General features: G+C 64.9%; 34 protein-coding genes and 1 tRNA gene. 16 read left to right on the top strand and 19 right to left on the bottom strand.

The window, feature by feature from the left end; all coding sequences use genetic code 11:
- The first annotated feature begins 7 nt into the window (after positions 1-7).
- The gene (locus AC1DVR_RS07735; RefSeq protein WP_477999960.1) at positions 8-361 is read left to right on the top strand and encodes a hypothetical protein; all 354 of its coding nucleotides are present in this window, start codon (positions 8-10) and stop codon (positions 359-361) included.
- 1 nt (position 362) lies between these two features.
- Here AC1DVR_RS07735 and AC1DVR_RS07740 read toward each other — a convergent pair whose 3' ends face one another.
- The 5 genes from AC1DVR_RS07740 to AC1DVR_RS07760 all read right to left on the bottom strand — a co-directional run bounded on the left by AC1DVR_RS07740 (position 363) and on the right by AC1DVR_RS07760 (position 6,397).
- Entirely contained in the window at positions 363-1,178 is an 816-nt protein-coding gene (locus AC1DVR_RS07740) for a glycosyltransferase family 2 protein (RefSeq protein WP_477999961.1), read from the bottom strand.
- Entirely contained in the window at positions 1,175-2,233 is a 1,059-nt protein-coding gene (locus tag AC1DVR_RS07745) for a glycosyltransferase (RefSeq protein ID WP_477999962.1), read from the bottom strand. The genes AC1DVR_RS07740 and AC1DVR_RS07745 overlap by 4 nt, the downstream gene beginning before the upstream one ends.
- A gap of 115 nt (positions 2,234-2,348) precedes the next feature.
- The gene (locus tag AC1DVR_RS07750; RefSeq protein WP_477999963.1) at positions 2,349-3,290 is read right to left on the bottom strand and encodes a hypothetical protein; all 942 of its coding nucleotides are present in this window, start codon (positions 3,288-3,290) and stop codon (positions 2,349-2,351) included.
- 84 nt (positions 3,291-3,374) lie between these two features.
- Positions 3,375-5,516, bottom strand: a complete 2,142-nt coding sequence (pnp, locus tag AC1DVR_RS07755; RefSeq protein WP_477999964.1) for a polyribonucleotide nucleotidyltransferase — start codon at positions 5,514-5,516, stop codon at positions 3,375-3,377.
- 170 nt (positions 5,517-5,686) lie between these two features.
- Complete coding sequence (locus AC1DVR_RS07760; protein WP_477999965.1) at positions 5,687-6,397, bottom strand: winged helix-turn-helix transcriptional regulator; 711 nt, start codon at positions 6,395-6,397, stop codon at positions 5,687-5,689.
- Between the two features lie 209 nt (positions 6,398-6,606).
- On the opposite strand from AC1DVR_RS07760, the gene AC1DVR_RS07765 reads away from it, so the two are divergent.
- Complete coding sequence (locus AC1DVR_RS07765) at positions 6,607-6,807, top strand: hypothetical protein (protein ID WP_477999966.1); 201 nt, start codon at positions 6,607-6,609, stop codon at positions 6,805-6,807.
- Positions 6,808-6,978: 171 nt separating this feature from the next.
- Positions 6,979-7,536, top strand: a complete 558-nt coding sequence (locus AC1DVR_RS07770) for a hypothetical protein (protein WP_477999967.1) — start codon at positions 6,979-6,981, stop codon at positions 7,534-7,536.
- A 48-nt stretch (positions 7,537-7,584) separates the two neighbouring features.
- Here the strand turns inward: AC1DVR_RS07770 and AC1DVR_RS07775 are convergent, their stop codons facing one another.
- The 4 genes from AC1DVR_RS07775 to dapB form a co-directional block, all read right to left on the bottom strand.
- Positions 7,585-8,469: a DMT family transporter gene (locus AC1DVR_RS07775; RefSeq protein WP_477999968.1), complete on the bottom strand. Its 885-nt coding sequence runs from the start codon at positions 8,467-8,469 to the stop codon at positions 7,585-7,587.
- Positions 8,470-8,556: 87 nt separating this feature from the next.
- Positions 8,557-8,784, bottom strand: coding sequence for a hypothetical protein (locus tag AC1DVR_RS07780; RefSeq protein WP_477999969.1), 228 nt, complete (start codon positions 8,782-8,784; stop codon positions 8,557-8,559).
- Between the two features lie 98 nt (positions 8,785-8,882).
- Positions 8,883-9,152, bottom strand: a complete 270-nt coding sequence (gene rpsO, locus AC1DVR_RS07785; RefSeq protein ID WP_477999970.1) for a 30S ribosomal protein S15 — start codon at positions 9,150-9,152, stop codon at positions 8,883-8,885.
- 218 nt (positions 9,153-9,370) lie between these two features.
- Positions 9,371-10,180: a 4-hydroxy-tetrahydrodipicolinate reductase gene (gene dapB, locus AC1DVR_RS07790; RefSeq protein ID WP_477999971.1), complete on the bottom strand. Its 810-nt coding sequence runs from the start codon at positions 10,178-10,180 to the stop codon at positions 9,371-9,373.
- Between the two features lie 168 nt (positions 10,181-10,348).
- Here dapB and rbfA point away from each other — a divergent pair, with 168 nt between their 5' ends.
- Genes rbfA through AC1DVR_RS07810 form a run of 4 tightly spaced genes read left to right on the top strand, consistent with a single transcriptional unit; the run spans position 10,349 to position 12,961 of the window.
- Positions 10,349-10,774: a 30S ribosome-binding factor RbfA gene (rbfA, locus tag AC1DVR_RS07795; RefSeq protein ID WP_477999972.1), complete on the top strand. Its 426-nt coding sequence runs from the start codon at positions 10,349-10,351 to the stop codon at positions 10,772-10,774.
- A gap of 4 nt (positions 10,775-10,778) precedes the next feature.
- On the top strand, positions 10,779-11,498 hold the full coding sequence (locus AC1DVR_RS07800; protein WP_477999973.1) for a phosphodiester glycosidase family protein: 720 nt from the start codon (positions 10,779-10,781) through the stop codon (positions 11,496-11,498).
- Between the two features lie 3 nt (positions 11,499-11,501).
- On the top strand, positions 11,502-12,437 hold the full coding sequence (gene truB / locus AC1DVR_RS07805) for a tRNA pseudouridine(55) synthase TruB (RefSeq protein ID WP_477999974.1): 936 nt from the start codon (positions 11,502-11,504) through the stop codon (positions 12,435-12,437).
- An 8-nt stretch (positions 12,438-12,445) separates the two neighbouring features.
- The gene (locus AC1DVR_RS07810; protein ID WP_478000006.1) at positions 12,446-12,961 is read left to right on the top strand and encodes a DUF1643 domain-containing protein; all 516 of its coding nucleotides are present in this window, start codon (positions 12,446-12,448) and stop codon (positions 12,959-12,961) included.
- Between the two features lie 71 nt (positions 12,962-13,032).
- On the opposite strand, the gene AC1DVR_RS07815 is transcribed toward AC1DVR_RS07810, so the two are convergent.
- Positions 13,033-13,224, bottom strand: coding sequence for a DUF1674 domain-containing protein (locus AC1DVR_RS07815; RefSeq protein WP_477999975.1), 192 nt, complete (start codon positions 13,222-13,224; stop codon positions 13,033-13,035).
- A gap of 66 nt (positions 13,225-13,290) precedes the next feature.
- Here AC1DVR_RS07815 and AC1DVR_RS07820 point away from each other — a divergent pair, with 66 nt between their 5' ends.
- Positions 13,291-14,541, top strand: coding sequence for an RsmB/NOP family class I SAM-dependent RNA methyltransferase (locus tag AC1DVR_RS07820; protein ID WP_477999976.1), 1,251 nt, complete (start codon positions 13,291-13,293; stop codon positions 14,539-14,541).
- A 13-nt stretch (positions 14,542-14,554) separates the two neighbouring features.
- Here AC1DVR_RS07820 and AC1DVR_RS07825 read toward each other — a convergent pair whose 3' ends face one another.
- Genes AC1DVR_RS07825 through AC1DVR_RS07840 form a run of 4 tightly spaced genes read right to left on the bottom strand, consistent with a single transcriptional unit; the run spans position 14,555 to position 17,899 of the window.
- The gene (locus AC1DVR_RS07825; protein WP_477999977.1) at positions 14,555-15,292 is read right to left on the bottom strand and encodes an SDR family NAD(P)-dependent oxidoreductase; all 738 of its coding nucleotides are present in this window, start codon (positions 15,290-15,292) and stop codon (positions 14,555-14,557) included.
- Positions 15,289-15,864, bottom strand: a complete 576-nt coding sequence (locus tag AC1DVR_RS07830; protein WP_477999978.1) for a DUF3833 domain-containing protein — start codon at positions 15,862-15,864, stop codon at positions 15,289-15,291. The genes AC1DVR_RS07825 and AC1DVR_RS07830 overlap by 4 nt, the downstream gene beginning before the upstream one ends.
- Positions 15,864-16,610, bottom strand: coding sequence for a DUF1365 domain-containing protein (locus AC1DVR_RS07835; protein ID WP_477999979.1), 747 nt, complete (start codon positions 16,608-16,610; stop codon positions 15,864-15,866). The genes AC1DVR_RS07830 and AC1DVR_RS07835 overlap by 1 nt, the downstream gene beginning before the upstream one ends.
- Positions 16,607-17,899, bottom strand: coding sequence for an NAD(P)/FAD-dependent oxidoreductase (locus AC1DVR_RS07840; protein WP_477999980.1), 1,293 nt, complete (start codon positions 17,897-17,899; stop codon positions 16,607-16,609). The genes AC1DVR_RS07835 and AC1DVR_RS07840 overlap by 4 nt, the downstream gene beginning before the upstream one ends.
- Positions 17,900-18,197: 298 nt before the next feature.
- On the opposite strand from AC1DVR_RS07840, the gene AC1DVR_RS07845 reads away from it, so the two are divergent.
- Together AC1DVR_RS07845 and AC1DVR_RS07850 are read left to right on the top strand one after the other, a co-directional pair.
- Complete coding sequence (locus tag AC1DVR_RS07845; RefSeq protein WP_478000007.1) at positions 18,198-18,710, top strand: sigma-70 family RNA polymerase sigma factor; 513 nt, start codon at positions 18,198-18,200, stop codon at positions 18,708-18,710.
- A 5-nt stretch (positions 18,711-18,715) separates the two neighbouring features.
- On the top strand, positions 18,716-19,360 hold the full coding sequence (locus tag AC1DVR_RS07850) for a ChrR family anti-sigma-E factor (RefSeq protein ID WP_478000008.1): 645 nt from the start codon (positions 18,716-18,718) through the stop codon (positions 19,358-19,360).
- Between the two features lie 104 nt (positions 19,361-19,464).
- Here the strand turns inward: AC1DVR_RS07850 and AC1DVR_RS07855 are convergent, their stop codons facing one another.
- A complete protein-coding gene (locus tag AC1DVR_RS07855) occupies positions 19,465-20,352 on the bottom strand; it encodes a cation diffusion facilitator family transporter (RefSeq protein ID WP_477999981.1) in 888 nt (295 codons plus the stop codon).
- 197 nt (positions 20,353-20,549) lie between these two features.
- On the opposite strand from AC1DVR_RS07855, the gene infA reads away from it, so the two are divergent.
- From infA to AC1DVR_RS07885, 6 genes are all read left to right on the top strand, one after another.
- Positions 20,550-20,768: a translation initiation factor IF-1 gene (gene infA, locus AC1DVR_RS07860; RefSeq protein WP_008028414.1), complete on the top strand. Its 219-nt coding sequence runs from the start codon at positions 20,550-20,552 to the stop codon at positions 20,766-20,768.
- A gap of 70 nt (positions 20,769-20,838) precedes the next feature.
- Positions 20,839-21,414, top strand: coding sequence for a Maf family protein (locus AC1DVR_RS07865; RefSeq protein ID WP_477999982.1), 576 nt, complete (start codon positions 20,839-20,841; stop codon positions 21,412-21,414).
- Positions 21,411-22,445 carry a ribonuclease E/G gene (locus tag AC1DVR_RS07870; protein ID WP_477999983.1) on the top strand — a complete coding sequence of 345 codons (1,035 nt, stop codon included), beginning with the start codon at positions 21,411-21,413 and terminating at the stop codon, positions 22,443-22,445. The genes AC1DVR_RS07865 and AC1DVR_RS07870 overlap by 4 nt, the downstream gene beginning before the upstream one ends.
- Entirely contained in the window at positions 22,442-22,621 is a 180-nt protein-coding gene (locus AC1DVR_RS07875) for a DNA gyrase inhibitor YacG (RefSeq protein WP_477999984.1), read from the top strand. Before AC1DVR_RS07870 ends, AC1DVR_RS07875 begins: the two co-directional genes overlap by 4 nt.
- A gap of 127 nt (positions 22,622-22,748) precedes the next feature.
- Positions 22,749-22,824, top strand: a tRNA-Phe gene (locus AC1DVR_RS07880).
- Between the two features lie 227 nt (positions 22,825-23,051).
- Positions 23,052-23,297, top strand: a complete 246-nt coding sequence (locus AC1DVR_RS07885) for a helix-turn-helix transcriptional regulator (protein WP_477999985.1) — start codon at positions 23,052-23,054, stop codon at positions 23,295-23,297.
- 237 nt (positions 23,298-23,534) lie between these two features.
- On the opposite strand, the gene AC1DVR_RS07890 is transcribed toward AC1DVR_RS07885, so the two are convergent.
- From AC1DVR_RS07890 to AC1DVR_RS07905, 4 genes are all read right to left on the bottom strand, one after another.
- Positions 23,535-23,933, bottom strand: a complete 399-nt coding sequence (locus AC1DVR_RS07890; RefSeq protein WP_477999986.1) for a helix-turn-helix domain-containing protein — start codon at positions 23,931-23,933, stop codon at positions 23,535-23,537.
- A gap of 251 nt (positions 23,934-24,184) precedes the next feature.
- A complete protein-coding gene (locus AC1DVR_RS07895; RefSeq protein WP_477999987.1) occupies positions 24,185-24,817 on the bottom strand; it encodes a hypothetical protein in 633 nt (210 codons plus the stop codon).
- A gap of 181 nt (positions 24,818-24,998) precedes the next feature.
- Complete coding sequence (locus tag AC1DVR_RS07900) at positions 24,999-26,030, bottom strand: nucleotidyltransferase family protein (RefSeq protein WP_477999988.1); 1,032 nt, start codon at positions 26,028-26,030, stop codon at positions 24,999-25,001.
- A gap of 404 nt (positions 26,031-26,434) precedes the next feature.
- On the bottom strand, positions 26,435-26,624 hold a 190-nt coding region (locus AC1DVR_RS07905; protein WP_477999989.1), incomplete at its 5' end, for an integrase core domain-containing protein.

The following is a 26,624-nucleotide window of genomic DNA, read 5'->3' on the forward strand; positions in this document are numbered from 1 at the left end:
GGACTGAATGAAGCGACTTGCTGCCATGACCGCCCTGCTGATCACCGCTTCTGTGGCGCATGCCCAGGATGTAGGCGGGCAATACCGGGTGAAGGGCACCAATCTGGACGGCACGAGCTATGAGGGCGAGGCGCAGATCACCGCAAGCAGCGATTACACCTGCCACATCGTCTGGACCACCGGCGGCTCGACCTCCTCCGGCATCTGCATGCGCGACAGCAATGCCTTCACCGCCGCCTATCAGCTGGGCGACAAGATCGGTCTGGTGATCTACCTGATCCAGAAGGATGGCACGCTGGAGGGCAGCTGGACGGTGGATGGCGTCAACGGCGTGGGGACCGAGGTGCTGACCCCGGAATAGGTCAATACTGGTCCAGATCGCGGAAATCGGGCTCGACCGCCGGGCGCTGTTGCAACGCGTCATGTTCCCAGCGCTTCGCCTCGGTCAGGAAAGCATAGACCCCGCCGGTCGCCGCATTGACAAACCCGGCCCAGCCGCAACGCCAGAGGCCGTTGTGGAAGTAAAGCCGCAGGAAATAGAGCGGCGGGGAGAGGAGCATCTTCCACGGCTGGGCCTTCTTGCCCTGTTCGGCCTTCATCTCGGCCTTGAGGGTGGAGTATTTGTTTTCCTTCAGGATCTGCTCTTTCATCCCGATCGGGCGAAAGTGCAGAAGGCCGCCGTTCGGGGCCTTTTCGACCCGGCCTTGGGTGACGATGCCCTCGTGCACCTTGGCTTTCAGGTCGAACCGCGCCTTGCCGTTGCGGAAGAGGCGGGCGTTGAAACGCTCCTTCGCCTGCGGCAGGGCATAGCCGAAACCGCCGAGATAGGGGTAGCGGGTGACGCGCCAGGCGGTCACATCGGGGTTTTCGATCAGGCGCGGCAGGTCGGCGGCGAGTTTCAGGCTGATGCGCTCGTCACTGTCGACCGAGAGGCACCAGGGCTGCTGGCATTGCTCCAGCGCGAACTGCTTTTGCCCGGCATAGCCGCGCCATTTTTCCGAAATGATGCGGAGGGGGAAGCCCTCGGCCTTGAGGCGTTCGAGAATCTCCAGCGTGCGGTCGGTGGAGCCGCTGTCGACCACGACAATCTCGGCGCACATGTGCAGGCTGCGGATGCAGGGCTCGATATAGGGTTCCTCATTCTGGCAGATCACGAAGGCGGAAATCGGAAGCGTCATGCCGCCCCTCCCTGCCCCAGAAGGCTGCCCCGGAAGACCGCCATATAGTCGCGGCAGACGGCATCTTCCGACAGGAAATCATCCAGCCTTTGCCGGGCGTTGACGGCATATTCCCGCGCCTTGGCCGGGTCGTCGCGCAGACGGATCAGCGCCGCGGCGATCTGGGCGTCATTGTCGATATCGGCCATCAGCCCGTCCACCCCGTCGCGCATGTACCAGCTTGGCCCTTCGGAGCGGGTCGAGACCGAGGGCACGCCGGCCGCCCAGGCCTCCAGCAACAGGTTGCCCAGGGGTTCGTGGCGCGAGGGCATGAGGAAAACATCGGCGGCGGCGATATGGTGGACCGGATCATCGACCCAGCCGATGAAGCGCACCCTGTCGCTGACGCCAAGAGTCTTGGCCAAGGCGGCGAGGTCATCCCGCTCACCGCCATCGCCGATCAGCCAAAGCCAGGCGCCGGGGATGCGGGCAATGGCACGCACCGCCATGTCGAGCGCCTTGCGCGGCTGGAAGCGGCCCCCGGCGGCCACCAGGAACACGCCCTCGGGCGTGTCATGGGCGGCACGGGGGATGGGTTTGGGCGTCACGTCGGGGGTGAAGTTCGCGATGGTCAGGGCGGGCTTGGTCCAACCCAGATCGCGGCATTTCTGCGCGATGCCGGGGACATTGCCGACCAGAAGGTCGCAATTGCCGAAATGCTTCAGGTTTTCCGGAAAATCCCCCATCCGAGCCAGTTTCACGACTCCGGGCCAGCGGTGCAGCAGCCGTGCCGCGCGCGGCATCCAGGCCATGACGGCGTCGGGTTTCCAGTCCTTGACCCAACGGTCGGCCTGATAGTGCAGAACGGCGGAGAGCGGCGACAGGCGGCTGAAGTTGTTGCGCATCACCGGGCCCAGATTGGCCACATGATGATCCCAGCTGCGCCCCGGGCGGATCACAAAGCGCTGCTCGACCCCACGCCGGTCCAGCGCCTGCGCCAGCTTGACGAAAAACCGCTCGGCCCCGCCCTCCTTGCCGAAGTGAAAGTGGATGACTTTGAGGGTTTTGGCGGTCAAATTCAGGTCTCCGGCAACATTTGGCTCAAGCGGGCGCGGTGCCGCAAAGGCCATCTTCGGACCTTCATCGCATCTTGCCATGTCAAAGGTCCAGCGTGAAGTCGGTGGGGCCTGCCTAGCGCGCGGGCATTGGCAGGCGCGACAGGATGGCGAGGCGGGTCAGCTTCCGGCGTGCGGCGTCGATCTGGGTTTGGCGGGCCAGATCGGTGGCGGCGCGCAGGCTCGCCAGCGCGGCGGGGGTGACTTCGGGGGCCTGCATCGGCCCGCTCAGCTCCGCCTTCTGCGCCTCGGTCGCCTGCCAGTCGCGGCGGGGGAATTGGTAGAAGCGGTAGCGCGGGTCATTCTGCGGCAACATCCAGACATCGGGGCGCTGTGCGGGGTTGAAGATGCCCAGCATCGGCAGGTGGATGGTCTCTGCCCCCGACATCCAGGCCGCGAGCCAGGAAAAGGTGCTGACGCTGACCGCGATATGGCGGGCGAGGCGGATCGCGGTGAAATCCCCGAGGATGCCCTGGCTCGGCACGAACCGCGCCGAAGGATAGCGGCGGCGCAGCAGGTCGGAATAGTAGTCGTCCGACAGCTGGCCCAGAAAGACCGGCTTCAGGCCCGTACTTGCGATCAGCTGGTCGTACCAGCCGAGCGGTACAGGACCATAGCCGGAATGGGCCGCTTTCAGGATCTCGTCGCCGCGGACGTTGATCAGAAGCTCGTCGGCGGCGGTGGCAGGGCCCATGCCCTCGGCCAGCGGGAAGAGGCTGGCAAAGCGGGCGGGTGGCGCGAAAAGGTCGCAGTAGAGCGGCACATCGCGCAGCTTGGCGCGGGCCAGGGCACCGGAACGGAACAGATCCTCCACCCCCTGCCCCGCGCCCTTGTGGAGGTGCAGCGAGGGGGTCAGAAACTCCCACCGTGGCGCACCGGGGCGGGAGAGGTGCCAGAGCGGCAGGTCATAGCCGCGGATCTCCAACCCCGGAACCCGGTCCTGCAGGCTGGTCGCATAGATCAGCTGCAGCATCTGATTGCCAAGATTGCCGCGTGGCAGAAGATAAAGATCCGGCATGGCAGCCCCCTCGGAAGAAAACACCCGAGGCTGGCGCCCCGGGTGCAGACAGGATCATGGATTGATCGCCAAGGACAGAAGGGCTCAAGCCTCGGAAGGCTCTTCCTTCTTCTCGGTGATTTCCAAGCCGGTTTCCTGATCGACCATCTTCATGCCAAGGCGGACCTTGCCACGCTCGTCGAAGCCGAGGAGCTTGACCTTGACCTCTTGACCCTCTTTCAGGATCTCGTTCGGGTGGTTCAGGCGCTTGGAGGCGATCTGCGACACGTGGACGAGGCCGTCCCGCTTGCCGAAGAAGTTCACGAAAGCGCCGAAGTCGACCAGTTTCACCACTTTGCCGGTGTAGATATGGCCTTCTTCCGGCTCTGCCACGATCGACCAGATCATGTCATAGGCCTTCTTGATCGCCGCCGCGTCGTTGGACGCGATCTTGATCATGCCGTCGTCGTTGATGTCGACCTTGGCGCCCGAGACTTCCACGATTTCGCGGATGACTTTGCCGCCGGAGCCGATGACTTCCCGGATCTTGTCGGTCGGGATGGTCATGGTTTCGATCTTCGGCGCATAGGCCGAGAAGGCCTGCGGGCCGGAGAGCGACTTGGCCATCTCACCCAGAATGTGCATCCGGCCGTCCTTGGCCTGCGCCAGGGCCTGCTCCATGATCGCGGGCGTGATGCCGGCAATCTTGATGTCCATCTGCAAGGAGGTGATGCCATTGGCGGTGCCGGCAACCTTGAAGTCCATGTCGCCGAGGTGATCCTCGTCTCCGAGGATGTCGGTCAGCACGGCAAAGCGGCCGTCGTCTTCCAGGATCAGACCCATGGCAACGCCAGCCACCGGCGCTTTCAGCGGCACGCCCGCGTCAAGCATGGAGAGCGAACCACCGCAGACCGAAGCCATCGAGGAGGAACCGTTGGATTCGGTGATCTCGGACACGACACGGATCGTGTAGGGGAAATCGGTCGCAGCCGGCAGAACCGCCTGCAGCGCGCGCCAGGCCAGCTTGCCATGGCCGATTTCACGACGGCCCGGGGAGCCGACACGACCCACTTCACCAACCGAATAGGGCGGGAAGTTGTAGTGCAGGAGGAAGTTCGACCGGGTGTTGCCGTTCAGTGCGTCGATGATCTGCTCGTCTTCGCCGGTCCCGAGGGTGGTGACCACCAGACCCTGGGTCTCGCCCCGGGTAAACAGGGCCGAACCATGGGTGCGCGGCAAGAGGCCGGTTTCGCAGACGATCGGGCGGACGGTCTTGTTGTCACGGCCGTCGATGCGGGCACCGCCGTTGATGATGTCACCGCGCAGGATCGAGGATTCCAGCTTCTTGATCGCTGAGCCGAGGTTGATGTCGGCCAGGTCTTCCGGCGCCAGCGCCGCCTTGATCGCAGCCGAGGCGGCATCGATCGCGTTCGAGCGTTCCTGCTTGTCGCGGAGCGCGAAAGCGGCGCGCATCTGCACTTCGCCGGCGGCCTTCACCTTGGCGTAGAGCGCCGAGATATCGGGGGGCGAGAAGTCGAAGGGCTCTTTCGCGGCGATTTCCGCAAAGTCGATGATCAGGTCGATGACCGGCTGCATCTGGGCATGGCCGAACTTCACGGCGCCGAGCATTTCGTCTTCCGACAGTTCGTAAGCCTCGGACTCCACCATCATCACGGCGTCTTTGGTGCCGGCGACGACGAGGTCAAGGCGCTGCTCGGGGTTCTTGCGGAGCTGGGTCATGTCGTCCATGGCCGGGTTCAGCACATAGGCGCCATTGGTGAAGCCGACGCGGGCGGCGGCGATCGGGCCCATGAAGGGCACGCCGGAGATGGTCAGTGCTGCGGAAGCCGCGATCATCGCAACGATATCGGGGTCGTTGACCAGGTCGCAGGACAGCACGGTCGCCATGACGAGGACTTCATGCTTGAAGCCTTCGACAAACAGCGGGCGGCAGGGACGGTCGATCAGGCGCGAGACCAGGGTCTCTTTTTCCGAAGGGCGGGCTTCACGTTTGAAGAAGCCGCCGGGGATCTTGCCGGCGGCGTAGTATTTCTCTTGGTAATGCACGGTCAGGGGGAAGAAATCCTGTCCGGGTTTCGCCGCTTTGGCGAAGGTCACGTTGGCCATGACGGAGGTTTCGCCCAAAGTGGCAACAACCGAACCATCAGCCTGACGCGCAACCTTGCCCGTTTCCAGCGTGAGCGTTTCGTTGCCCCACTGGATTGATTTCGTAGTGATATTGAACATGTATCGTTTCCTCTCGGATCAGCCCGGCGCTCCGGGTGTCCGTGTCTGGCGGCCCCATTGCCGCCGCCCCCCCAATCCTTCGCATGTGGCCGGGGGCATGGCCTCACGTCGCAGATTGCGGGCGCATACAGGAAAATGAGGCGTTTGGGAAGAGGCAGGGTGGCGCAGGCCTATTCGGCGGCGGGCAACATCCGGATACCCTCGATCGTCGCGTAGTAGGAACGCGGCAGCCATTGCTGGATGGTGCGCTGCAAAAGCGCGTCGCCCGTCACATACATGCGCCCGGCATCGACCTCGCGCGCAACGGTGGAGCGGCCATAGAAGATCGCGCTCAGCGACACCTTGGTCAACTCGACGTAAAGATCGACGTCGAAGTCGGGCATGGCGACGCAGACTTCGCAGGGCGACCCCGGTTGAGCCACGAGGTAATAGGTCGTGTAAGGCCCGGGTTCGTCCGAGAAGTTGAACCGCACCACCACCCGCCGCTGGGGAAGGACCTCTGATTTGATGTATTTGCCATAGGCCCACATCATCTGGGCAACGTCACTTTCCGCCAGGGCCACATCGGCCTCGATGTTGCGCTGCGCCCAGATGCACAGGGCATCCATCGCGGGTTCCAGATCGATCGCCATCTGGGTGCGCACATAGTCCACCGTGCCCTTAGCGCGGTCCTCGATCCGCTCGATCAGGCCCATGCGTTCCAGCTCGGTCAGGCGCTTGGACAGGACACCGGGAGATATGTTGCCAACGGCACGGCGCAGATCGCTGAAGCGGGAATAGCCCGACCACATCTGATTGAGGATCGGCAGCGTCCAGCGCGGCTCGATCACCTCGCAGGCCTTGGACAGGGCGCAGATCGTCCCATAGGGTTTGGTGGGCATGGCATCCCTCCTTTGCGGCAGTTTACGGCAGCGAGGCGCGTTGCGGCTAGTACGAAAACCGTAGCGCCAGCGTTCCTTTCCAGAACTGGCCGCAGGCCGGGGCGGCGCGCAGGATGGGTGGCAGGAAACCTCAAACCAAAGGTGACATCATGCTGAACCCTTCCCGAGACCGCCTTTCCCTTACCTCCCTTATGCCGCAGCTTCTGCCGATGGCCCCCGCACTCGCCCTTTGCGACGAGGCCATTCGCCGCCGTCAGATCCGTGGCAGCTATGGGCGCATGACCGACACCCAATTGCGCGACATCGGCCTGACGCCCCATGAGGTGAACGTCGCCCTGTCGCTTCCGTTGGACCGCAATGCGACAGATTTTCTGGCCAAGGCGGCGTCTGCAGAGGCGACGAAGTGGTGACAGGCAAGCCCGGCCTTTCATGTACCCCGGCCTTTCGGGTACCAAACAGGCGCCGCGCCATCGCGGCGCTTGCGAACCACGCTTCTGTGGTCATTGCATGACGCGGTTCCATCCCATTCGACTTCGAAATCGGGTTATGGCATCCTCTGTAAAAAACCTGGGGAGGAATGCATGAAAACGGTTCGTCTCGCCGCAGTGTCCCTTTCCGTCTCCTGTCTCATCCTGTCGCTCGCCACGACTATCGCACGGGCCAGAGTGGCCTTCGACCAGATGCCCGCAGGCTGTAATTGGGTGACGCATTATTCCAACGGAAATGTCTGGCGCGATACCTTCACGGGAAAGCAGGGGCGTTTCTACATCGTGGAGACGACCGATGCGAAGAACGGCGCCAAGCACGTAAAGCAGACCAGATACGATCTTGAGGGCCGGATGGTCTATCGCGACTGGGGCGGCGGGAAATGGGAGAAGTTCAAGCCCTTCAGCTGCTATGACGAGATGGGCACCTGCACCTACCGTTTCTCCAACGCCGATGGTGCCAACCTCAAGATCGTGAACACGAAGACCAAGTCCGGGGAGGGCTATCTGATCCGCGCAGGCGTTCCGGGCGGCGAGACCTTCAACGACGATCATGTCTTCTACGGCCCGTTCAACCTGTCCGTGCGGCAGTGGTCGAAGAACTTCTCTGACACGACCGGTGATTTCCGCCAGTGCGGAAGCGGTATTTCCTGACCCCGACCTTGACCCTGCCACGAAGCGGCAGGAGTGACGGAGGAAGCTTCAGCCCTGATGGCTGCGACCCGCCACCAGCGCCACGCCGGTCAAGGTCACCACAAGGCCCAGCGCCATGGTCAGGGTGAGAGGCTCGCCAAACAGGAAGAAGGCCCAGATCAGCGTGACGGGGGGCGAGAGGTAGATCGTGGCCGAGACCATGGCCGCAGGGTAAAGCCGCAGGAAGGCAAAATAGATCACCCAGGCGCCATAGGTTGCCAGGACGACCAGCCAGAGGATGCCGAGGAGGAAATCGCGCCCCGGCGGCGGGGCAAGCCCGCCCGAGGCCGCGGCGAAGGGCGCGAAAAGCAGCGCCGCCCACAGGCATTGCAGCGCCAGCCTTTGCGCCACATGCAACTCCACCGCCCGGCCTCGCACCTGCAGGACGGTCGAAAAGGCGAAAGCCACCATGCCCAGGATCGGCAGGACATAGGCCCAGGCCGGGGCCGTCCCCAGCGCCAGCGCATCGCCCGAAACCGCCAGCACCCCGAAAAGCGCGATGCCGGTACCGAGCCATTGCCGCCCGCTGAGAGGCTGGCCCAGCATCGGGGCCGACAGCGCTGCGATGGCCAGGGGCACCAGATCGGCCATCAGCGCGACAAGGCCGGTCGGCACGCGCTGCCCGATGGCCAGCGCAAAGCCGCCGAGGTAGAGGAACATGCCGAGAAAGGCGAAAAACCCCTGCTCCAGGACCGCGCGCGCGGTGATCCTTGGCCCGCGCAGCAGGGCCAGCGGCAAAAGCCCGAGGCCCGAGACCAGGCTGCGCCAGAACAGCACCTGCGGCACGCTGGCGACATCCGAGGTGAAGCGGACACCGACGAAACCCGAGCTCCAGGTAAGGATCAGACCGGTGGCAAGCACCACGAACAGCAAGGGTGAGGGGCGCAGGGTCATGGTGTGACCCTGCCAGAGTGGCCGGCATCCTGCACCGGGCAGCCACGACACCTGCGGGGCCGATTGCGACGATCTCAGGGGGCGGATCTACCACCTGCCCAGAAAGCCGAAGAATGCGAGGCAGATCACCATGGCCAGCAGAACCAAGCCCGCGATCAGGTCAAAGGGCGGACCGGCCAGCAAGCCGGCAAAGATCAGGGCGCTGGCCGCCACCCCGGCCCGCATCCGGCCCTGCAAGCGCGGTTGGCCGATGAAGGACAGCACCAGAAAGACAAGGGCGGCAAAACCTGCCAGCGCATTCCATCCCATCAGCATCTGCACATCCCTCTGGCCCGTTCCGTGGGGCTTCATGCCACAAAACAAAACGCCCGCAGCTTGCGCTGCGGGCGTTTCGGTTTCCCGGCTGGGAAAGCTTAGCGACGCAGGCCGAGGCGAGCGATCAGGGCGGCGTAACGGGCGTTGTCCTTGGACTTCAGGTAGTCCAGGAGCTTGCGGCGCTGTGCCACCTGCATCAGCAGGCCGCGACGCGAATGGTTGTCTTTCTTGTGCGACTTGAAGTGTTCGGTCAGGGTCGCAATCCGCGAGGACAGGATGGCAACCTGAACTTCCGGCGAGCCGGTGTCGTTCTCTTTGGTCGCGTATTCCTTGATCAGGCGGGCTTTTTCTTCAACAGTGATCGACATCGGGATCTCCTAGGTTGAGTGTGACGGCACGAGCCGGGATGTCGTCCAGCAAGGCCCTTGGCATCCCTCCGCGAGGGGGATGCGGGCCTATAGGGGGAAAAGGGCGAAAAGGAAAGCGGATTCGTGTTGGGACGGCCGCTGCGCCTGTGGCAAGCCTGCGCCTCCGGCGGGGATATTTGGACCAAAATGAAAGCCGCAGAGGCGGGAGGGAGCCCCGATCAGAGGCCAAGTACGTCCATCATGTCATAGCGGCCGGGCTTCTGGTCTAGGCCCCAGAGGGCGGCGCGGAGTGCTCCGCGGGCGAAGATGCCGCGGTCGGTGGCGACGTGGCGCAGCGTGATGCGCTCGCCATCGGCGGCGAAGATCACGTCATGCTCGCCGACGATATCGCCGCCCCGGATGGCGGAGAAGCCGATGGTGCCCCGGGTGCGCGCGCCGGTGATGCCGTCGCGGCCGGAGACCTTGGCCTCCTCGAAGCTGATGCCACGGCCTTGGGCCGCGGCCTGGCCCAGCATCAGGGCGGTGCCCGAGGGGGCGTCGACCTTCATGCGATGATGCGCTTCGACGATCTCGATGTCCCAATCCTCATCGAGGGCCTGGGCGATCTTTTGCGTCAGGCGGGTCAGGATGTTGACGCCAAGGCTCATGTTGCCGGCCTGGATGATCACCGCATGGGGGGCGGCGAGATCGAGGCGGCGGTGGTGTTCGGGCTCGAGTCCCGTGGTGCCCACGACATGGACGAGGCGGGCCTGGGCCGCGAGGCCGGCAAAGGCCACAGAGGCTGCGGGCGAGGTGAAATCGACCAGCGCCCGGGCGCGGGCAAAGGCGGGCAAGGGGTCGTCGGAGACCGTCACCCCCAGATCGCCGAGGCCCATGCAGGCGCCGATGTCGCGGCCGAGCCATTGGTTGCCTGCACGCTCGATGGCGCCGACCAGCTGCCAGCGGTCGGACGCCAGGATCAGACGGATCAGGCTTTGCCCCATCCGCCCTGAGGCGCCGGTGACCACGATGCCGGGCTTGTCGCTCATCTTTGCCTCCTGAAACTTGAGGGCTTTTCGCCCAGCGGCGGGCACTTTGCAAGGAAAACGGCGCGGATTTGCGGCAGAAGGCCGCGATGGACGCCAAAGCCTGCCGGAGCGGCCCGGCCGCCGGGCCTTGCAGTTGCGGTGGCGGCGAATTCGGCCTAAAGGAGCGCCATGGTCAAACAAACATCCCGTGGGCCCGGCCAGCGTCAGCTGCGCGTGGGCGAAATGATCCGGCGCCGCTTGTCGGAGATTCTGTCGCGTGGCGAGATCCACGATCCGGCCTTCGACGCCATGTCGATCACGATCGGCGAGGTCTCGGTTTCCTCCGACCTCAAGATCGCGACGGTCTATGTCATGCCTCTGCTGGGCAGCGGCGACATCAACCTCGCGATCGAGGCGCTGTCGCGCCACAAGGGGATCATCCGCAAGAAGGTCTCCGAAGAGGTCATCCTGCGCCATGCCCCCGATCTGCGCTTTCGCCGGGACGAGACCTTTGACCGGCTGGACGAGACGCGGCGGATGTTCTCTGACCCGGCGGTGCTGCGCGATCTGGCGGCCCCCGAGGACGGTGAGGACGATCCGACCAGCGACGCGTAGGGCGATGCGGAGTTTTCTGCTTGCCTTGGCGCTGATGGCCAGCCCGGCGGGGGCGGCTTGCGTCACCTCGACCTTCGAGGGCACGCCCTTCACCACCTGCGAGGCGCGGGCCGGGCAGGACCTGCGCCTGTTCCTGGATGATGCCGCGGGCCGGCCCTTTGGCGGCTTTGCCGGCATCGATGCCGATCTGGCACCCAAGGGTCGCCATCTGGCCTTCGCGATGAATGCCGGCATGTTTCAGGAAGACCAGTCGCCGGTCGGGCTTTACATCGAACAGGGCCAAGAGAAGCACCGGATCGTCACCTCGGACGGGCCGGGCAACTTTGGCCTCTTGCCCAACGGCGTCTTCTGCATCGGGCCGCGCCTGCGGGTGATCGAGAGCCGCGCCTTTGCCGCGAAGCCCGCCAATTGCCGCTATGCGACCCAATCGGGGCCGATGCTGGTGATCGACGGCAAGCTGCACCCGGCGTTTCAGCCGGATTCGGCGTCCTACCACATCCGCAACGGGGTTGGGGTCAGCCGCGATGGGCGCAAGGCCTGGTTCGTCATTTCGGATTCGGCGGTGAATTTCGACCGCTTCGCCCGGTTCTTCCGCGACGCTTTGGGGGCCACCAACGCGCTTTATTTCGACGGCTCGGTCTCGCGGCTTTATGCGGCGGATCTGGGGCGGCGCGGCACGGGCTTTCCCGTGGGGCCGATCGTCGGTCTGGTCGAGGAGAACTGAAGCATGGGACGTGCCAAGAAGGGCCGCAAACTGTCGGGCTGGCTGGTGGTGGACAAGCCGGCGGGTCTGGGCTCGACCGATGTGGTCAACAAGGTGAAATGGCTCTTGAAGGCGCAGAAGGCGGGCCATGCGGGCACGCTGGACCCGGCGGCGACCGGGGTTCTGGCGCTGGCCTTCGGCGAGGCCACCAAGACCGTGGCCGTACTGACCGATGCGTTGAAATGCTACCGGTTCGAGGTGACCTTCGGGGCCGAGACCTCCACCGACGATGCCGAGGGCGAGGTGCTGGCGACCAGCGACAAGCGCCCCTCGACCGAGGCGATTGCCGATGCCCTCGCCGCTTTCCGCGGCGAGATATTGCAGGTGCCGCCGCAGGTCTCCGCCGTGAAGGTCGATGGCGCGCGGGCCTATGACCTTGCGCGCGAGGGCGAAGTCTTTGAACTGGCCGCGCGGGCCCTGTGGGTGGAATCCCTGGAGATCATCGAGCGTCCCGATGCCGATCATGTCGTCTTGGAAATGGTCTGCGGCAAGGGCGGCTATGTCCGCGCCATCGCCCGCGATCTGGGCCGCGCCCTGGGCACCTTGGCCCATGTCCACTGGCTGCGCCGCACCTGGTCGGGGCCTTTCGACGCCGAAGACGGACTGAGCTGGGACGAGATCCTGCGGCTTGGCGAAGAGGGCTTGCTGGAGAGCCGGCTTTTGCCGATCGAGGCCGCCCTGGCCGATATGCCGATGGTCGAGGCCACCGCCGATGGCGCGCGCCGGATCAAGCTCGGCAACCCCGGGACGGTCTTCGAAAGCCCGGTGTATGACGGGCCGGTGCTGGAGGGCGAAGAGGTCGAGGTTTGGGCCGCGCATCAGGGCCAGGCCCTCGGGCTCGGCGTGGTCAAGCTGGGCATGTTCCACCCAAGCCGCGTTTTCGTGCTGGATGCGGAATGACGCTCGGGCTGGTCACGCGGGCGCATCAGAAGGGCGATGCTGCCAGCCTTGCGGTCTATTCGGCGGATGAGGCCTATCGCTACCGGCTGATCCGGGTCTGGGAACCGCAAGGGGAGCGGGCGCTGTTCGTGATGCTCAACCCCTCCACCGCGACCGAGACGCAGAACGACCCCACGGTGGAACGCTGCGAGCGGCGGGCGCGGGCCTTGGGCTTTGGCAGCTTTGCCGTGGCCAATATCTTCGCTTATCGCGCCACCGACCCCAAGGTGATGCGGGCGGCCTCCGATCCGGTCGGCCCGGGCAATGACGCGGCGATTGCGGAGATGGCGGCGCAAGCCGACCGGATCATCTGCGCCTGGGGCACCCATGGCCTGCATCTGGGCCGCGGCGCTGCGGTCGAGGCGCTGCTGCGCGCGACCGGGCGGGATTTGCACCATCTGGGCCTGAGCAAGGGCGGGCTGCCGAAGCATCCTTTGTACATTGGCTACGAGACCCAACCCGATCTGTGGCCGCCGGCCGGGTAAGCGGGGGGTTTCACACCCCCCGCACCCTCCGTGGGATATTTATGGACCAATGAAGGGGGGGCCGGGGGGGGTCAGAAGTCGACCGCGAGGCCTTTGCGTTCCCAGTCGCCGTAGCGGATCGGCTCGAGGCCCTTGGGGCCGCCGAGTTCGGGGGGGAGCGGGGTCTTGTCGACGGCGGCGCGGCGGGCCTCGGCCTCGGCCAGGGCGCGTTGGGCGGCGGGGGGGAGGTCTTGCGGGATGGGGTCGGCGTTCGGATCTGACATGGGCCTCTCCTTGGCTTTGCCGGGCCTATTGTATAAGGCGCAGGGAGATCAGGACAAGGGCGGACGATGGCAGAGGGTTTGACGGCGCGGCGGGCGGTATTGGCTTTGCTGAACGGGGTGCTGGAAAAAGGCGCCTCCCTGGCGGAGCAGGGCGAAGCGCCCCTGGCCGGCCTGTCGCCGGGCGACAAGGCGCGGGCGCAGCGGCTGGCCTCGGCGGTTCTGCGCCAGGCCGAGCCGATCGACCGCATGCTGGGCGCCCATCTGCACAAGGAGCCGCCTTTGGCCGCCCTGAATATCCTGCGGCTGGCGGTGACGGAACTGGCCGAGGGCGGTGCCGCGCATGGCGTGGTGAACTCCGCCGTGGAACTGGCGCGGCGCGACAAGACGACTCAGGGCCTCGCGGGGATGATCAACGCCGTGCTGCGCAAATTCGTGCCGCCGGTGGTGATCGCCGGCCCGGCGCAGCGTCTGCCGGGCTGGATGCGGCAGGCTTTCGTCGCGCGCTATGGCAAGGTTGCGGTGGCGGCGATGGAGGTCGTGCAAGCGGGGACGCCGCCGGTGGACCTGACCTTGAGGGCGGGGACCCTGGCCGAGAGCATCCCGGGCGCCGAGGTCCTGCCGACCGGCAGCCTGCGGCTGGCGCCGGGGGTTCAGGTCTCGGCCCTGCCCGGCTTTGCCGAGGGCGCCTTCTGGGTGCAGGATGCGGCGGCGGCGCTGGCGGTGAAGATGCTGGGCGATGTGACCGGCCTGAAGGTGCTGGACCTTTGCGCGGCACCCGGCGGCAAGACCTTGCAGCTGGCCGACGCCGGGGCGGAGGTCACGGCGCTGGATATCTCGGGCCCGCGCTTGGCGCGGTTGCGCGAGAACCTGGCGCGGACCCGGCTTTCGGCCCGCATCGTGACGGCAGATGCCTTGCAATGGCAGCCCGAGGCGCCGTTTGACGCGGTGCTGCTCGATGCGCCCTGTTCGGCCACCGGCACGATCCGCCGCCATCCCGACCTGCCCTTCCTGCGCCAGGCCTCCGACATTCCCGGTCTGGTCGAATTGCAGGCCCGGCTTCTGGACCGTGCCCTGGGGTTCCTGAAACCCGGCGGGCGGCTGATCTACTGCACCTGCTCGCTGCTGCAGGACGAGGGCGAGGCGCAGGTGGCCGCCGCCTTGGCGCGCCATCCAGGGCTGGTGATGACCAAGCCAGAGGTGACCGGCGTCGAACCGGCTTGGGCGGGCGAGCGCGGTCTGCGGCTGCGGCCGGATTATTGGGCCGAGCGCGGCGGGATGGACGGCTTCTACATGGCTTGCCTGCAGATTCCGGGCTGATGTTGGGTTTGTACTATTTTCGGGCCGCGAAGAGCCGGTAATAGGCCCAGTCGGGCAGGAATTGTGAAAGCCGGAAAAGCCAGGAGAAGGCCGCGGGAAAGCTGCGCTTGAAGTTGTTACCTGCCATAAGGCGCATGATCTGGGCGGCGGCCTGCTCCGGTTCCATCAGGAAGGGCATGGCGAAGGCGTTCTTCGCCGTAAGCCGCGTGCGGATGAAACCGGGGTTGGCGAGTTGGACCTTGATGCCGGTGCCGCGCAGGTCGGCATAAAGGCATTCGGCAAGCGCCATGACCCCGGCCTTGCTCGCCTGATAGCCCAAGGCCCCCGGCAGACCGCGAAAGCCGGAGAGCGAGCCGGTCAGCACGATATGCCCCTGCCCGCGCGCCACCATGCCAGGCAGGACCGCGCCCAGAAGCCTTGCGCAGCCGGTGAAGTTGACCTCGGCCATCTGGGTGAGCTTGTCGGCATCCACCTCTTGCGCGGTCATCGGCCAATAGACGCCGGCGAGCCAGATCATGCCGTCGATCGCGCCCAGCTCGGCGGCAGCCTGAGTCACGGCGGCGCTGTCGCAGACATCCAGCACCAAGGCCCGCGCGCCGGGAATGCTGGCGCAGGCGGCCTCCAGCCGGTCAAGGCTGCGGGCCGACAGGATCAGATCGGCCCCGGCGGCATGCATCTGGCGGGCCAGCGCAAGTCCCAGGCCTTCGGAGGCGCCGACCAGCCAGTAGCGTTTGCCTTGCAGCCCGGTCATGTCGAACCCAAGGGAGCCGGGCGCATGGTCGCGATCAACTCGGCCACCGTGATGCCGAATTTGCGGAACTGGCTGCGGTTCAGGATCGTGCCATTGGGGGCGAGGTACATCCAGTCTTCCACATCCAGAAGATGGCCGCCCGCCTCGACCGGCAGGCGCAGGCGGTAGCGCATCTGGCAGGCCGGGCCCTCGCAGCGGCCGATGCCCGGGCCGACGAGATCCTCAGCCTCGGCACGGATCTGGCCGCTGTTGGACAGGGTCAGATCCCAGGCGCGGTTCTGGGTGCTGCCGTTGTCATAGGTGAAATCCTCGGTCAGGCGGGCGCGGTTGCCGGTCCATGTCCCCGCCATATCGGCCACGAAGCGCGAGGTCGGGCGGCCGAAGGGGCCGTAGATCATCCCCTCGCACAGGATCGGGCCCGCGAGGTGCTGGCGCGGGTCGAACTGCGGGCCCTTGCCGGCGAAATCGGCGAGGCGCTGGCTGCGAAAGCCGGCGAGCCGGGGCAAGGCCAGCGCCGCGCCGAGGCTGGTGGCCAGGCCTGCGACAAAGCCGGTGGCGAGTAGGGGCAGCATTACGAGACCTCGGTTTCAGGGGGCGGCGGGCGGGGGCGGAAGACCGCGCCCTTGACCCAGAGTTTCAGCGCCTGCCAATGGATCAGCGCCAGCACGCGGCGCGCACCAAGCGGGCGGCGGAGCATGGCGGCCATGAGGCTCGCATTGGTCAGGGGGCGCAGGGGGCCGACCAGCGTGGCGGTCAGACCTTCGGCGCCGGCGGTGAAGTCGATGACGATGCACAGGCGGTCTTCGCGCAGGTCGATCCGGAAGACATAGCCGCCCGCCACGGTCTGGAAGGGCGAGACGTGGAAGATCTTTTGCGCGGTCAGCCGGTCTTCGGGGCCGATCGGCTCCAGATCTTCCCGATGGCACAGGTAGGAATGGCGGTCGCCGTAGGTATTGGTCACCTCGGCGATCAGGACCCGCAGGCCGCGCGGGTCTTCGCAGAGCCAGAAGGCCACCGGGTTGAAGACATGGCCCAGAATCCTGGGCTGGGCCAGAAGGCGGATGCGGGCGGGGTCGGGCAAGCCGTGGCGGGCCAGAACCTCGCGCACCCAGAGGGCGCCCCTGCCCTGCCCCGGCGCGCCGCCATGGTCGGCATCGTGGACCGAAGCCAGATTGCGGCGGTTGCGGGAGAAGAGGCCGGGGCCGCCCGAGCCCTCGGCATCCAGCAGGATGTAATCCACGCCATAGCGGAAGACATTGGCGATTGCCCCCTTGCGGGCATGGACGGTGTGGCCGGCAAGGTGGAGCGGGGCGGTCATGCGGCCTCACGCAGGGGCAGGCTGGCGCGCAGCGCCGTGACCACCTCGGCGGCCGAGGCGAAGCCGTCCTCGTGAAAGCCGTTGCGCATCCAGGCACCGCAGAACCAGGTCGAGGAGCGCCCGTTCATCGCCCGGATCATGCCTTGGGCATCCAGCGCGGCCTGGTCAAACACCGGGTGGCGGAAGGTCTTGACCGCATGGATCAGCTCGTCACGGATCGGGCGGTTGGGGTTGAGGGTGACGAACAAGGGGTCGTCATGGGGGATCGGCTGCAGCGAGTTCATCCAGTAGGTCAGGTCGATGCGGTCCGGGCGCGGCCCGGCCGGTTCGGCATAGTTCCAGCTGGACCAGGCCCGGCGCGAGCGCGGCATCTGGCCGGGATCGGCGTGCAGGATCGCCTCGTTCGGCTGATAGCGCACCGCCGACAGGGCCGCGCGTTCGGTGGGCGTCGCGTCCGACAAGAGGCGCAGGGTGTCGTCGGAATGGGTGGCGAAGATCACATCATCGAAGGCCTCGATCAGACCACCCTCGGCCTTGATCGTGACGCCCTGCGGCACCCGGCGCACGGCGGAGACCGGGGCCGACAGGCGGATGTCAACACCGCGCCGCGCCAGATCCGCCTCCAGCCGCGAGACATAGGCGATCGAGCCGCCCTTGACCGTATACCATTGATGATGCTTGAAAACCCCCATCAGCCCGTGGTTTTTGAAGAAGCGGATCAGCGCCTCGGCCGGGAAATCCATGATGCCGGCGGCGGGAGTGGACCAGATGGCGCCGGTGAAGGGGGCGATGTAATTGTCGCGGAAGGCATCCGACAGGCGCATGGTGGACAGCAGCGTGCCCAGCGTCATGCCTTGGGTCAGCACCTGATCCGCCTCGCGGTGAAAGCGCAGGATGTCCAGCATCATGCGGGCATAGCTCGGGTTCAAGAGGTTGCGGCGCTGCGCCAGAAGGGCGTTGAGGTTGCGAAGCCCATATTCCAGCTTGCCGCCCTGGATCGAGCAGCCAAAGCTCATGTCGCTTTCCACCATCGGCACGCCAAGCTTGTCGAAGAGCCCGCAAAGCAGCGGGTAGTTCACCCGGTTGAAGACGATGAACCCCATGTCGACCGGCTGATCGCCCCTTTTGCCCGCCATCACGGTATGGGCATGGCCACCAAGCCGCGCCCCCGCCTCGAACAGGACCACCGCATGGTCGCCGGCCAGCAGATGCGCCGCCGCCATGCCGGAGATGCCGCCTCCAATGACAGCGATGCGGCGGGGCGGGGCGGAGGGGGTCTCGAACGGCATGGCAGCTCCCTTGTGGTTTGAAGATGTTACGCGGGGCGGCGGCGATTGGATCAGTACGGCGACCGCCCGGAGATTTTCAGAGGCAGGAGGTTTCGGGGTCAGGAGGTTTCAGTTCGAGATCAGGCGTTGTGATCCAGTTACGCGGGGGCTGCGTAGAAGTTTCATGTGGATGGAACAGCACCCTTTTCAATTTCGGCATGGACGGCAAGAGCCGCGCCCTTATGGTGCGCAGGGGATTGCGGGGGCAAAGGGGACGCAAAGGGTGAACCTGGGCCAAGAGACCGACTGGACGGCGCTGATGCTGGCGGTGCGCGACCGGGGCGACCGCGCGGCCTTTGCGGCGCTGTTCCGGCATTTTGCGCCCCGGGTGAAGGCTTACCTGATGAAATCGGGGGCTGCCGCCGCGCAGGCCGAGGAATGCGCGCAGGACGTGATGGCGACGCTGTGGCACAAGGCGGCGCAGTTCGACGCCGAACGCGCCTCGGTCGCGACCTGGGTCTTCACCATCGCGAGGAACCGGATGATCGACATGATCCGCCGTGACCGCCGCCCGGAACCCGAACCCGCACCCTGGGACCGCTCGGAAGAGCCGGATCAGGCCGAGATTTATGCCGCGACCGAGGAAAGCCGCCTCTTGACCGCCGCCCTGGCCGAGCTGCCCGAAAAGCAGCGCAGCCTGATCCAGCGGGCATTTTATGGCGACCTCTCGCATTCTGAGATCGCCTCGGAAACCGGATTGCCTCTGGGCACGATCAAATCGCGGATCAGGCTGGCCTTGGACCGCCTGCGCCTCCGCTTGAGTGAAAGCTGACGATGATGCAGATCAGGCACCACCTGAACGACGCCCTGTTGCTGGACTATGCCGCCGGCACCCTGCCCGAGGCCTTCGGGCTGGTCGTGGCCACCCATATCTCGATGTGCGACGACTGCCGCGCCCGGGCCGCGGCCTTCGAGGCCCTGGGTGGTGCGGTTCTGGACGCGACCCCTTCCGTCGCGATGAGTGACGAGAGCCTGTCGCGCGCCATGGCCCGGCTCGACATTCCGGTGATCTCGGCGCCGCGCCCCTCGCCGCGCCGCAGCGGGTCGCTGCCCGCGCCGGTGCTGGATTATATCGGCGGCGATCTGGATCAGGTGAAATGGCGCAATCTGGGGATGGGGGTGCGGCAGGCGATCCTGCCGACCTCGCGCCGCGCCTCGGCTCGACTCTTGTTCATTCCGGCGGGGCAAGCGGTGCCCGACCACGGCCACCGCGGCACCGAACTGACCCTGGTCCTGCGCGGCGCCTTCCGCGATGCGACCGACCGCTTCGGGCCGGGCGATGTCGAGATTGCCGGCGAGGAGCTGGAACACACGCCCGTGGCCGAGCCGGGCGAGGATTGCATCTGCCTGGCCGCGACCGACGCGCCTTTGCGGTTCAACGCGTTCTTGCCGCGGTTGTTGCAGCCCTTGTTCCGGATCTGAAGCCGCGCGCGGCGGATCCGTCGGAGCGGGGGGTTTCACACCCCCCGCGCCCCCCGTGGGATATTTATGGACCAATGAAAGGGGGGTTGGGGGGGAAAGCCGGGCTAGAGGACGACGATGCCGCTGTGTTTGGCCTTGAATTCGGGCTCGACATGGATGGTGACGATGCAGCCTTCGACCAAAGCCTTGAGGCCCGCTTCGACACGGTCGCACATGTCATGCGCCTCGGACACCGTGATGGCGCCGGGGACGACGAGGTGAAACTCGATGAAGGTGGCGGCGCCAGCGGCGCGGGTGCGCAAATCATGCGCCTCGACCGCGCCGACCGCCTCCACCGCGATGACGCGGCGCACCTCGGCCAGAACGTCGCCCGAGAGCGATTCGTCCAGCAGGCCCGACAGGCTTTCCTGCATGACCCGCCAGCCCGACCACAGGATGTTCAGCGCCACGAGCGCCGCCAGCGCCGGGTCAAGCCAGGACCAGCCGGTCTCGATCGCCAGAAGCACGCCGAGGGTCACGACGACCGAGGAAACAACGTCAAGATAAAGGTGCTTGCCATCGGCCACCAGCGCCGGCGAGCGCGCCCGCCGCCCGTGGTGGATCAGCACCCAGGCCCAGACCGCATTGAGGACCGAAGCCACGCCATTGACCAGCAGCCCGCGCAGGGGGGCGTCCAGCGTACGGGGGGTCATCAGCCCGCCCCAGGCCTGATGCAGGATCACCAAGGCCGCCACGATGATCATCACGCCTTCGAGGATGGCCGAAAACAGCTCTGCCTTGTGGTGGCCATAGGGATGGTTGGCGTCGGCCGGCAGGGCCGCGACCCGGATCGCGACCAGGGCCGCGATCGCCGTCACCACGTTGACCGTGCTTTCCAGCGCATCCGACAACAGCGCGACCGAGCCCGTCATGGCCCAGGCCACCAGCTTCAACCCCAGGACCACCAGCCCCAGGATGATGCTGCCGATCCCGATTTTCACGACTCTGGACATGACCGGCCCCCTTGGGTCTTGCGAAAGAAGCGCGACCTAACGCAGGCCTTCCCCGGGTTCAAGCACCTTGGCAAGCTGCATCTGCAGCATGGCGGTGTTATCCCCCACTTTCCTCTTGAATCGCGACAAGAACAGGCGCATATGGCCGCCACGCCTGCGACCCCTTCGGACGCGGGCCAACCCTATTTGGAGAGACCATGGCCAAGGAAGAACTTCTCGAATTCCCCGGTGTCGTGAAAGAACTCCTGCCCAACGCGACATTCAAGGTTGAACTCGACAATGGCCATGAATTGATCGCGGTGATGGCAGGCAAGATGCGCAAGAACCGCATCCGCGTTCTGGCCGGTGACAAGGTGCAGGTCGAAATGACCCCCTACGACCTGTCGAAAGGTCGCATCAACTATCGGTTCAAGTGAGCACGGACCGGACCCCGGGCGCCGCCTTGCGGCCCCGCCCGTGCGGAAAACCCCCGTACGGAAGAGTATCGTGAGACTTATTCTCGGATCTGCCAGCCCGCGTCGGAAAGAACTTCTGGCGCAGCTGGGAATTGTGCCGGACGCGGTCCAGCCCCCCGACATCGACGAAGACCCCAAGCCCCGCGAACTGCCCCTGCCCTATTGCGCCCGCATCGCGCGCGAAAAGGCTCTGGCGGTTGTGGCCGAACCCGGCGATCTGGTGCTTTGCGCCGACACGACCGTGGCCATCGGCCGCCGCATCCTCGGCAAGCCCCGCGATGCCGCCGAGGCGGCGGAGTTTCTGACCGCCCTCGGCGGGCGGCGGCATCAGGTGATCACCTCGGTCGCGCTGCGGCTGGGTGACCGGCTCTGGAGCCGCGATTGCGTCTCGGCCGTCAAGATGAAACGGCTGTCGGATGCCGAGCTGAACACCTACCTCGCCGCGGGCGACTGGCAGGGCAAGGCGGGTGCCTACGGCATCCAAGGTGCGGCGGGCGCATTCATCCCGTGGATTTCGGGCAGTTTCACCGGCATCGTCGGCCTGCCCCTTGCCGAAACCGCCGCCCTTTTGCAGGCTGCGGGCTATCCGGTGTGGAGGGCGTCATGAAGGGCCGAGTGATCATTCTGGACGAGATCGCGGGCCGCAAGGCCGCGGCCCTGGTCGTGGACGGCGTTCTGCAGGATCTGCTGATCGACCCCGAGGATGACACCCCCCTGACCGGCGCCATCTACCGCGCCGTGGCCGACCGCCCGATGAAGGGCATGGGGGGGATGTTCGTCAAACTCCCCGGCGGCGAATCGGGCTTTCTGCGCCAGACCGATGGCCTGGCCCCCGGGCAGCGCCTGCTGGTACAGGTCACCGGCCCGGCCGAGCCGGGCAAGGCCCTGCCTGTCACCTCGCGGCTTCTCTTCAAGGGCAAGCTTGCCATCGTGACACCGGGTGCCCCCGGCATCAACATCTCGCGCCGGATCCGCGACGAGGCCATGCGCGACGATCTGCAGGCGCTCGCCGATGAGGCCATGTCCGGCGCCGATCCGCAGCTCGGCCTGATCGTGCGCTCCGCCGCTGAGGCCGCCGAGCCGGAGGATCTCACCGCCGAGATCGCCGAACTGCGCGCCCTCTGCGCCGCGGTGCTGGCCGACCTCGACGGCGGGCCCGAACTGCTTCTGGAAGGCGCCAGCGCCCAGGACACCGCCTGGCGCGACTGGAGCGACCCGGCGCCGGATGAGGTCGTCGAGGGCGGCTTTGAAAGCCATGACGTGATCGACCTGATCGACGCGCTGCGCACGCCGCGGGTGCCGCTGGGCGAAGGCCACATGATGGTCGAGCCGACCCGCGCCCTGCTGGCGGTCGATGTGAACACCGGCAACGACACCTCGCCTGCCGCCAGCCTCAAGGTCAACATCGCCGCCGCCCGCGACCTGCCGCGCCAGCTCCGCCTGCGCGGCCTTGGCGGCCAGGTCGTGGTGGATTTCGCGCCGATGGCAAAGAAAGACCGCGCCATCCTCGACCAGGTCATCAAGGCCGCCTTCAAGGCCGAGGGCGGCGAAGCCAACCTCGCCGGCTGGACGACGCTGGGCCTCTACGAGCTGACCCGCAAGCGCGACCGTCTGCCGCTCGCGACGCTCCTGCCATGAGCTGCCCGATCTGTGGCAAGGCGGTGGATGCCAAATACCGCCCCTTCTGCTCGCGACGCTGTGCCGACGTCGACCTCGGCCGCTGGCTGACCGCCTCCTATGTGGTGCCCGGCCCCGAGGTCGAGGACGACCTGCCCCCCGAAGAGACCGAGCCCCCGCCGCGCCGCCCGCAATAGCCTCAACCGCACGCCGACCTTAATGATGCTCCCGACGCATTTTTCTTGCAAACCCCTCTGGACAGCCCCGATCCCCTGACGTATCAGACCGCCACCCGCAGGGAAGCCAACCGGCCACCTGACATGGGCCCAGATAGCTCAGTTGGTAGAGCAGCGGATTGAAAATCCGCGTGTCGCTGGTTCGATTCCGGCTCTGGGCACCATCTATATCCTTAAAATTGCAGCAGATTTTTTGGCGCTCAGCTTAGCGCTTTGCTTGATGCCGAAGCTGGGCAACATATGGGCAACAATTTCTGATCGACAGGCTGATCCAACAATGAAGACCGGAACCGAGTCTTCGGTACGACATTTGCGTCCCCATCCCATGAGACACACTCCGAGGCCATGACTATAGGGAGGCATATGAAATCAGAACAAGGACTCCCACACCATGAACCAGCCTTCCCCGTCATCTAACGAACTCGGAGTGCCTCACTTCCTTTCCGTTGAGCAAGTTGCGAGGCGCTACGACGTATCGACCGATAGTATCTGGCGCTGGGTGCGGAAAAACAAGTTCCCCGCGCCTGTGCGTGTTGGGGGTGGCACCACGCGCTGGCGTCGCAAGGACATCATAAAGCATGACGGCGCTTTGAGGTGCTGCTTCATGACCAGCATGCCGTTTTTCTTGGCGGCTTGATTTTGAACAGGGAGGGGGCGGCAATGTGAGTCGCCCCCTCAGGGAGCGGCTCGTTCTTCCGCTACACGCCTCATCCCGCGTCGAGCAACGCCCTCAGCCTGCGCACGCGCTCAGGTGTGGCCTTCGGGTCGCGACCGCCTGAGATGACGCGAATGAACTCGACCCAGGTCTTTTCGTTCTCCGACAGCTGATCCCACTGACCCTCGGGTGATGTCGGAAGCATGAAGTGCTGAGAGTTCATTTCGCGAAGATCCCTCTCAGAACGGAACGTGAGCGGGCGGTGATACGAGGGTCGGAATTGCCCGATGCGTCGCATATCTCATCGAGCCAGCCGCGCTCGTGGACTGTTACGGGTGTGCCAAAACACTCGATGATGGCATTCGATGCTGTCACCCCGACTGACTGATCCAGTGACAGGCGCATCAGGTAGGCGGGGTCAGCCTCCAGTGCCTTTGCCAGGGCGGGCACGCGGTCGAGGGGTATCTTGTTCGCGCCGGACTTCAGCAAGGAGAGCATGTTCGCGTTGATGAAGCCTGCCTCCTGGGCGATCTCCTTCTGGGACTTGCGGTGCTTAAGGTCCCGCATACGGTCTATGAGAAAGGTCGCAGCAGCGGTCTTTTCGTGGGGGTTGGTCACAGTTTTCTCCGGTCTGTTTCGAGGTAACACCTTGATACAGTGTGCAGAGACCCCGGTCGGGTGGGGACATGTTGCCGGTCGCAGAAAGCATCGAAGTCTTAGAAAAAACAGGTCTGGTCGATGGGGACGCGTTCTGGCGCCACAGGTCAGGACAGACCAACCCTCCGGGTTCAATTTTGGAGCGCTTGGGCGTGCTGGCTTCTTATCCGACCGAATGCGGCTCAAAGTGCTCGGCCGCCAAGGTCCTGACTCTAGTCCCGAACCTTCACGACGATGTGCCCCAAGTCGGTGTTCGGACCCCAGTCCCGATGCATCAATTCCCCATTAACTACGTAGAGATTAAGAATTTCGTAGGTAACGACTTTGTCGTCTTGTCTAAGCCAGAGCCATGGCCCGGTTGGTTGGTAGACAATGCCCATCATTGTTGGGTCGCCAGTTGCGACAACCTCTTGCACCAGCTTGTAGACCGTATGGAAATCCGTGATCCGCTCATCAGCGAAGTAGCAACCGCCTTCCATACCAATTCCCGCCAATGCAGCAATCCCAGCAGCAGCAATAGTGACGGGTGCAGAAAGGACAGAGGCTACAGCACCGATTCCTGCCCCCGTCCCACCCATGATGCCAACGGTGCCGGCGGCCGAGGCGCCTGCAGCGGTTGAACCAAGCATCGTAGCTCCGGTTGTAAAATTTGTGATCAAATAGACACCAGACGCCTGCATCGCCAAATTCGTGGAGGCAACAACGACCGCTCCGCCAACGACTTCTGTCGCTTGCATGCTCCCGATCAAAGAGCTCAACCTGTAGTCACAAATTCCTGCAGAGGCAGGAAGCGCGAGGGCTCCGAACAATGCAAATGAAGAGATCAGCGTCTTGATTTTTTGCAACTCCCCCTCCCCGGGTTCAACAATCATCACAAAAGTGTGGTGTCTATCATAGGTTGTTTCAATACCAAGGTTGAAAGATAAGGAGGCCGGAGTGCTATAGCGAGATCGTCAGGTGTAGCTCTCAAGGGCGAACGAGAGGGATAAGCCTCCACTCTGTTGGTCTCTTTAGCTGGAAAACTGCTTAGCTCTGCAATTGAAGCTGTTTCGCCAACTCAGGCATCCGCTTCAGCGCGTCCGCGATGGCACTGCGCCAGGCTGGACCCTTGGACAAGGCGTCGTGGTGCGCCTCGGTTAGGGCGTGGGGGTCTTCTTTAGCCAGCACACGGATCAGGAAGGCGGCTTGGGACCGGTCTTTCTGCGCCTTCTGAACGGCATCAAAGCCAAGACGGCGCTCGGACACTATCAGCTTGTGGATCGCGAAACGTTCCGGCCGGGGAACCTGGATCAGCGCGCCGGAACGGTAGAGCAGCGGCACGGTCAGCGGCTCGGCGATCAGATAGTTTAGGAAGTGCAGCGACTGGGCACTGACGCCCAGGGCGGGCAGGTCGCGCAGTCCCTGTTCATCGTCAAACGACGGGGTCAGGAACTCGACCAGCGTCTGCTGCTTGGTCTGACGCCACCGCCAGACCTTGCGATCCAAGGCTGACGGCAGCGGTTCGAAGTCAAGGCCGCTGAAAACGTCGGCCATGGCTGGGTCAACCTGATCCTGCACTGCCACCGACAGACGTTCAAAGCTGGCGATGTCGATGTCGTTGGTCTGGGCCGCCTGATCTGCCCCGATCCTGACGCCCAGCACGCCTTCATAATGTCGGAAGGCATGCGTGCCGACGATGGTGCCCCCAAGGCGAAAGACCCCCGCCCGTGCCATCGCTGTCAGGATCTGCCCTGTGGCCAAGTCGGGTGTCAGATAGCCTTCGCTTCGCAGAAGCCGGACAAGACGCGCTGTCTCGACCTGACGGTCCCTGGACAGGGCGCGGAGGGCCTCGTGACGTTCAAGGCGGTGCCGAAGGTCTTCGGAATCGTCACCCAGATACCGATCGACCACTTTGTCGCCGACCCGGTAGCGGTCATACCAATAGGCGCGACCGCCCTGATGTCGCAAAGTCGGTTTGCCCCTGATGTCGGAGACTGCGTCTTCCTTGAGCAGGCGCAGAAGATCCTGCCAGGCAGATTGTCCGGTCATGCTGAGGTAGCGAAGGGGAGGCAGAGCCATGGCGCACCACACGGAAGATTATTTGTGTGGTATACCGCAGATCGACGGACCGCACCACGCAAACTTTCTTTCGTGTGACAGATCCAGCATGAGCGGGCACTTCGCAAGTTTCCCTCCCCAGCCAGTCCTGATATCAGCACGCTTCCTGCAGAGAGCTCGCCAAGGGGTTTCTGGGTGAAATAACTTAACACGACCAAATAAGTCGTGTTAAGTTTGGCCCATGAAATGTAACATTTCGGCTTTGATCGAGGCAAACCGAGTCCAATTCCAAGCGCAAACTTAACATTCCGAGGCTGCACCTTACCAAAAATGTTAAGCAAAAACCCTGCAATCGTTGAGGCTTTCTGACCTGAGCCCCGTCTTCCCTCCGGGATTGGGGAGAGTCCTTGGGTTGCTTTCTGGGCCTATGCGGCCATCATTTCCAGTCTGATCTTCGTGGCAAACTCGGCAGGTGGGATGTTCCCGAGGGCCGAGTGGGGTCTGTGGTGGTTGTAATCCTCCTTCCAGGTGGTGATCTGGACTCGGGCATCGGTCAGGGTCGAGAACAGCACCTCGTTCAGGAACTCGTCCCGAAAGCGGCCGTTGAAGCTCTCG

Source organism: Rhodobacter sp. P2_H5, assembly GCF_056403335.1.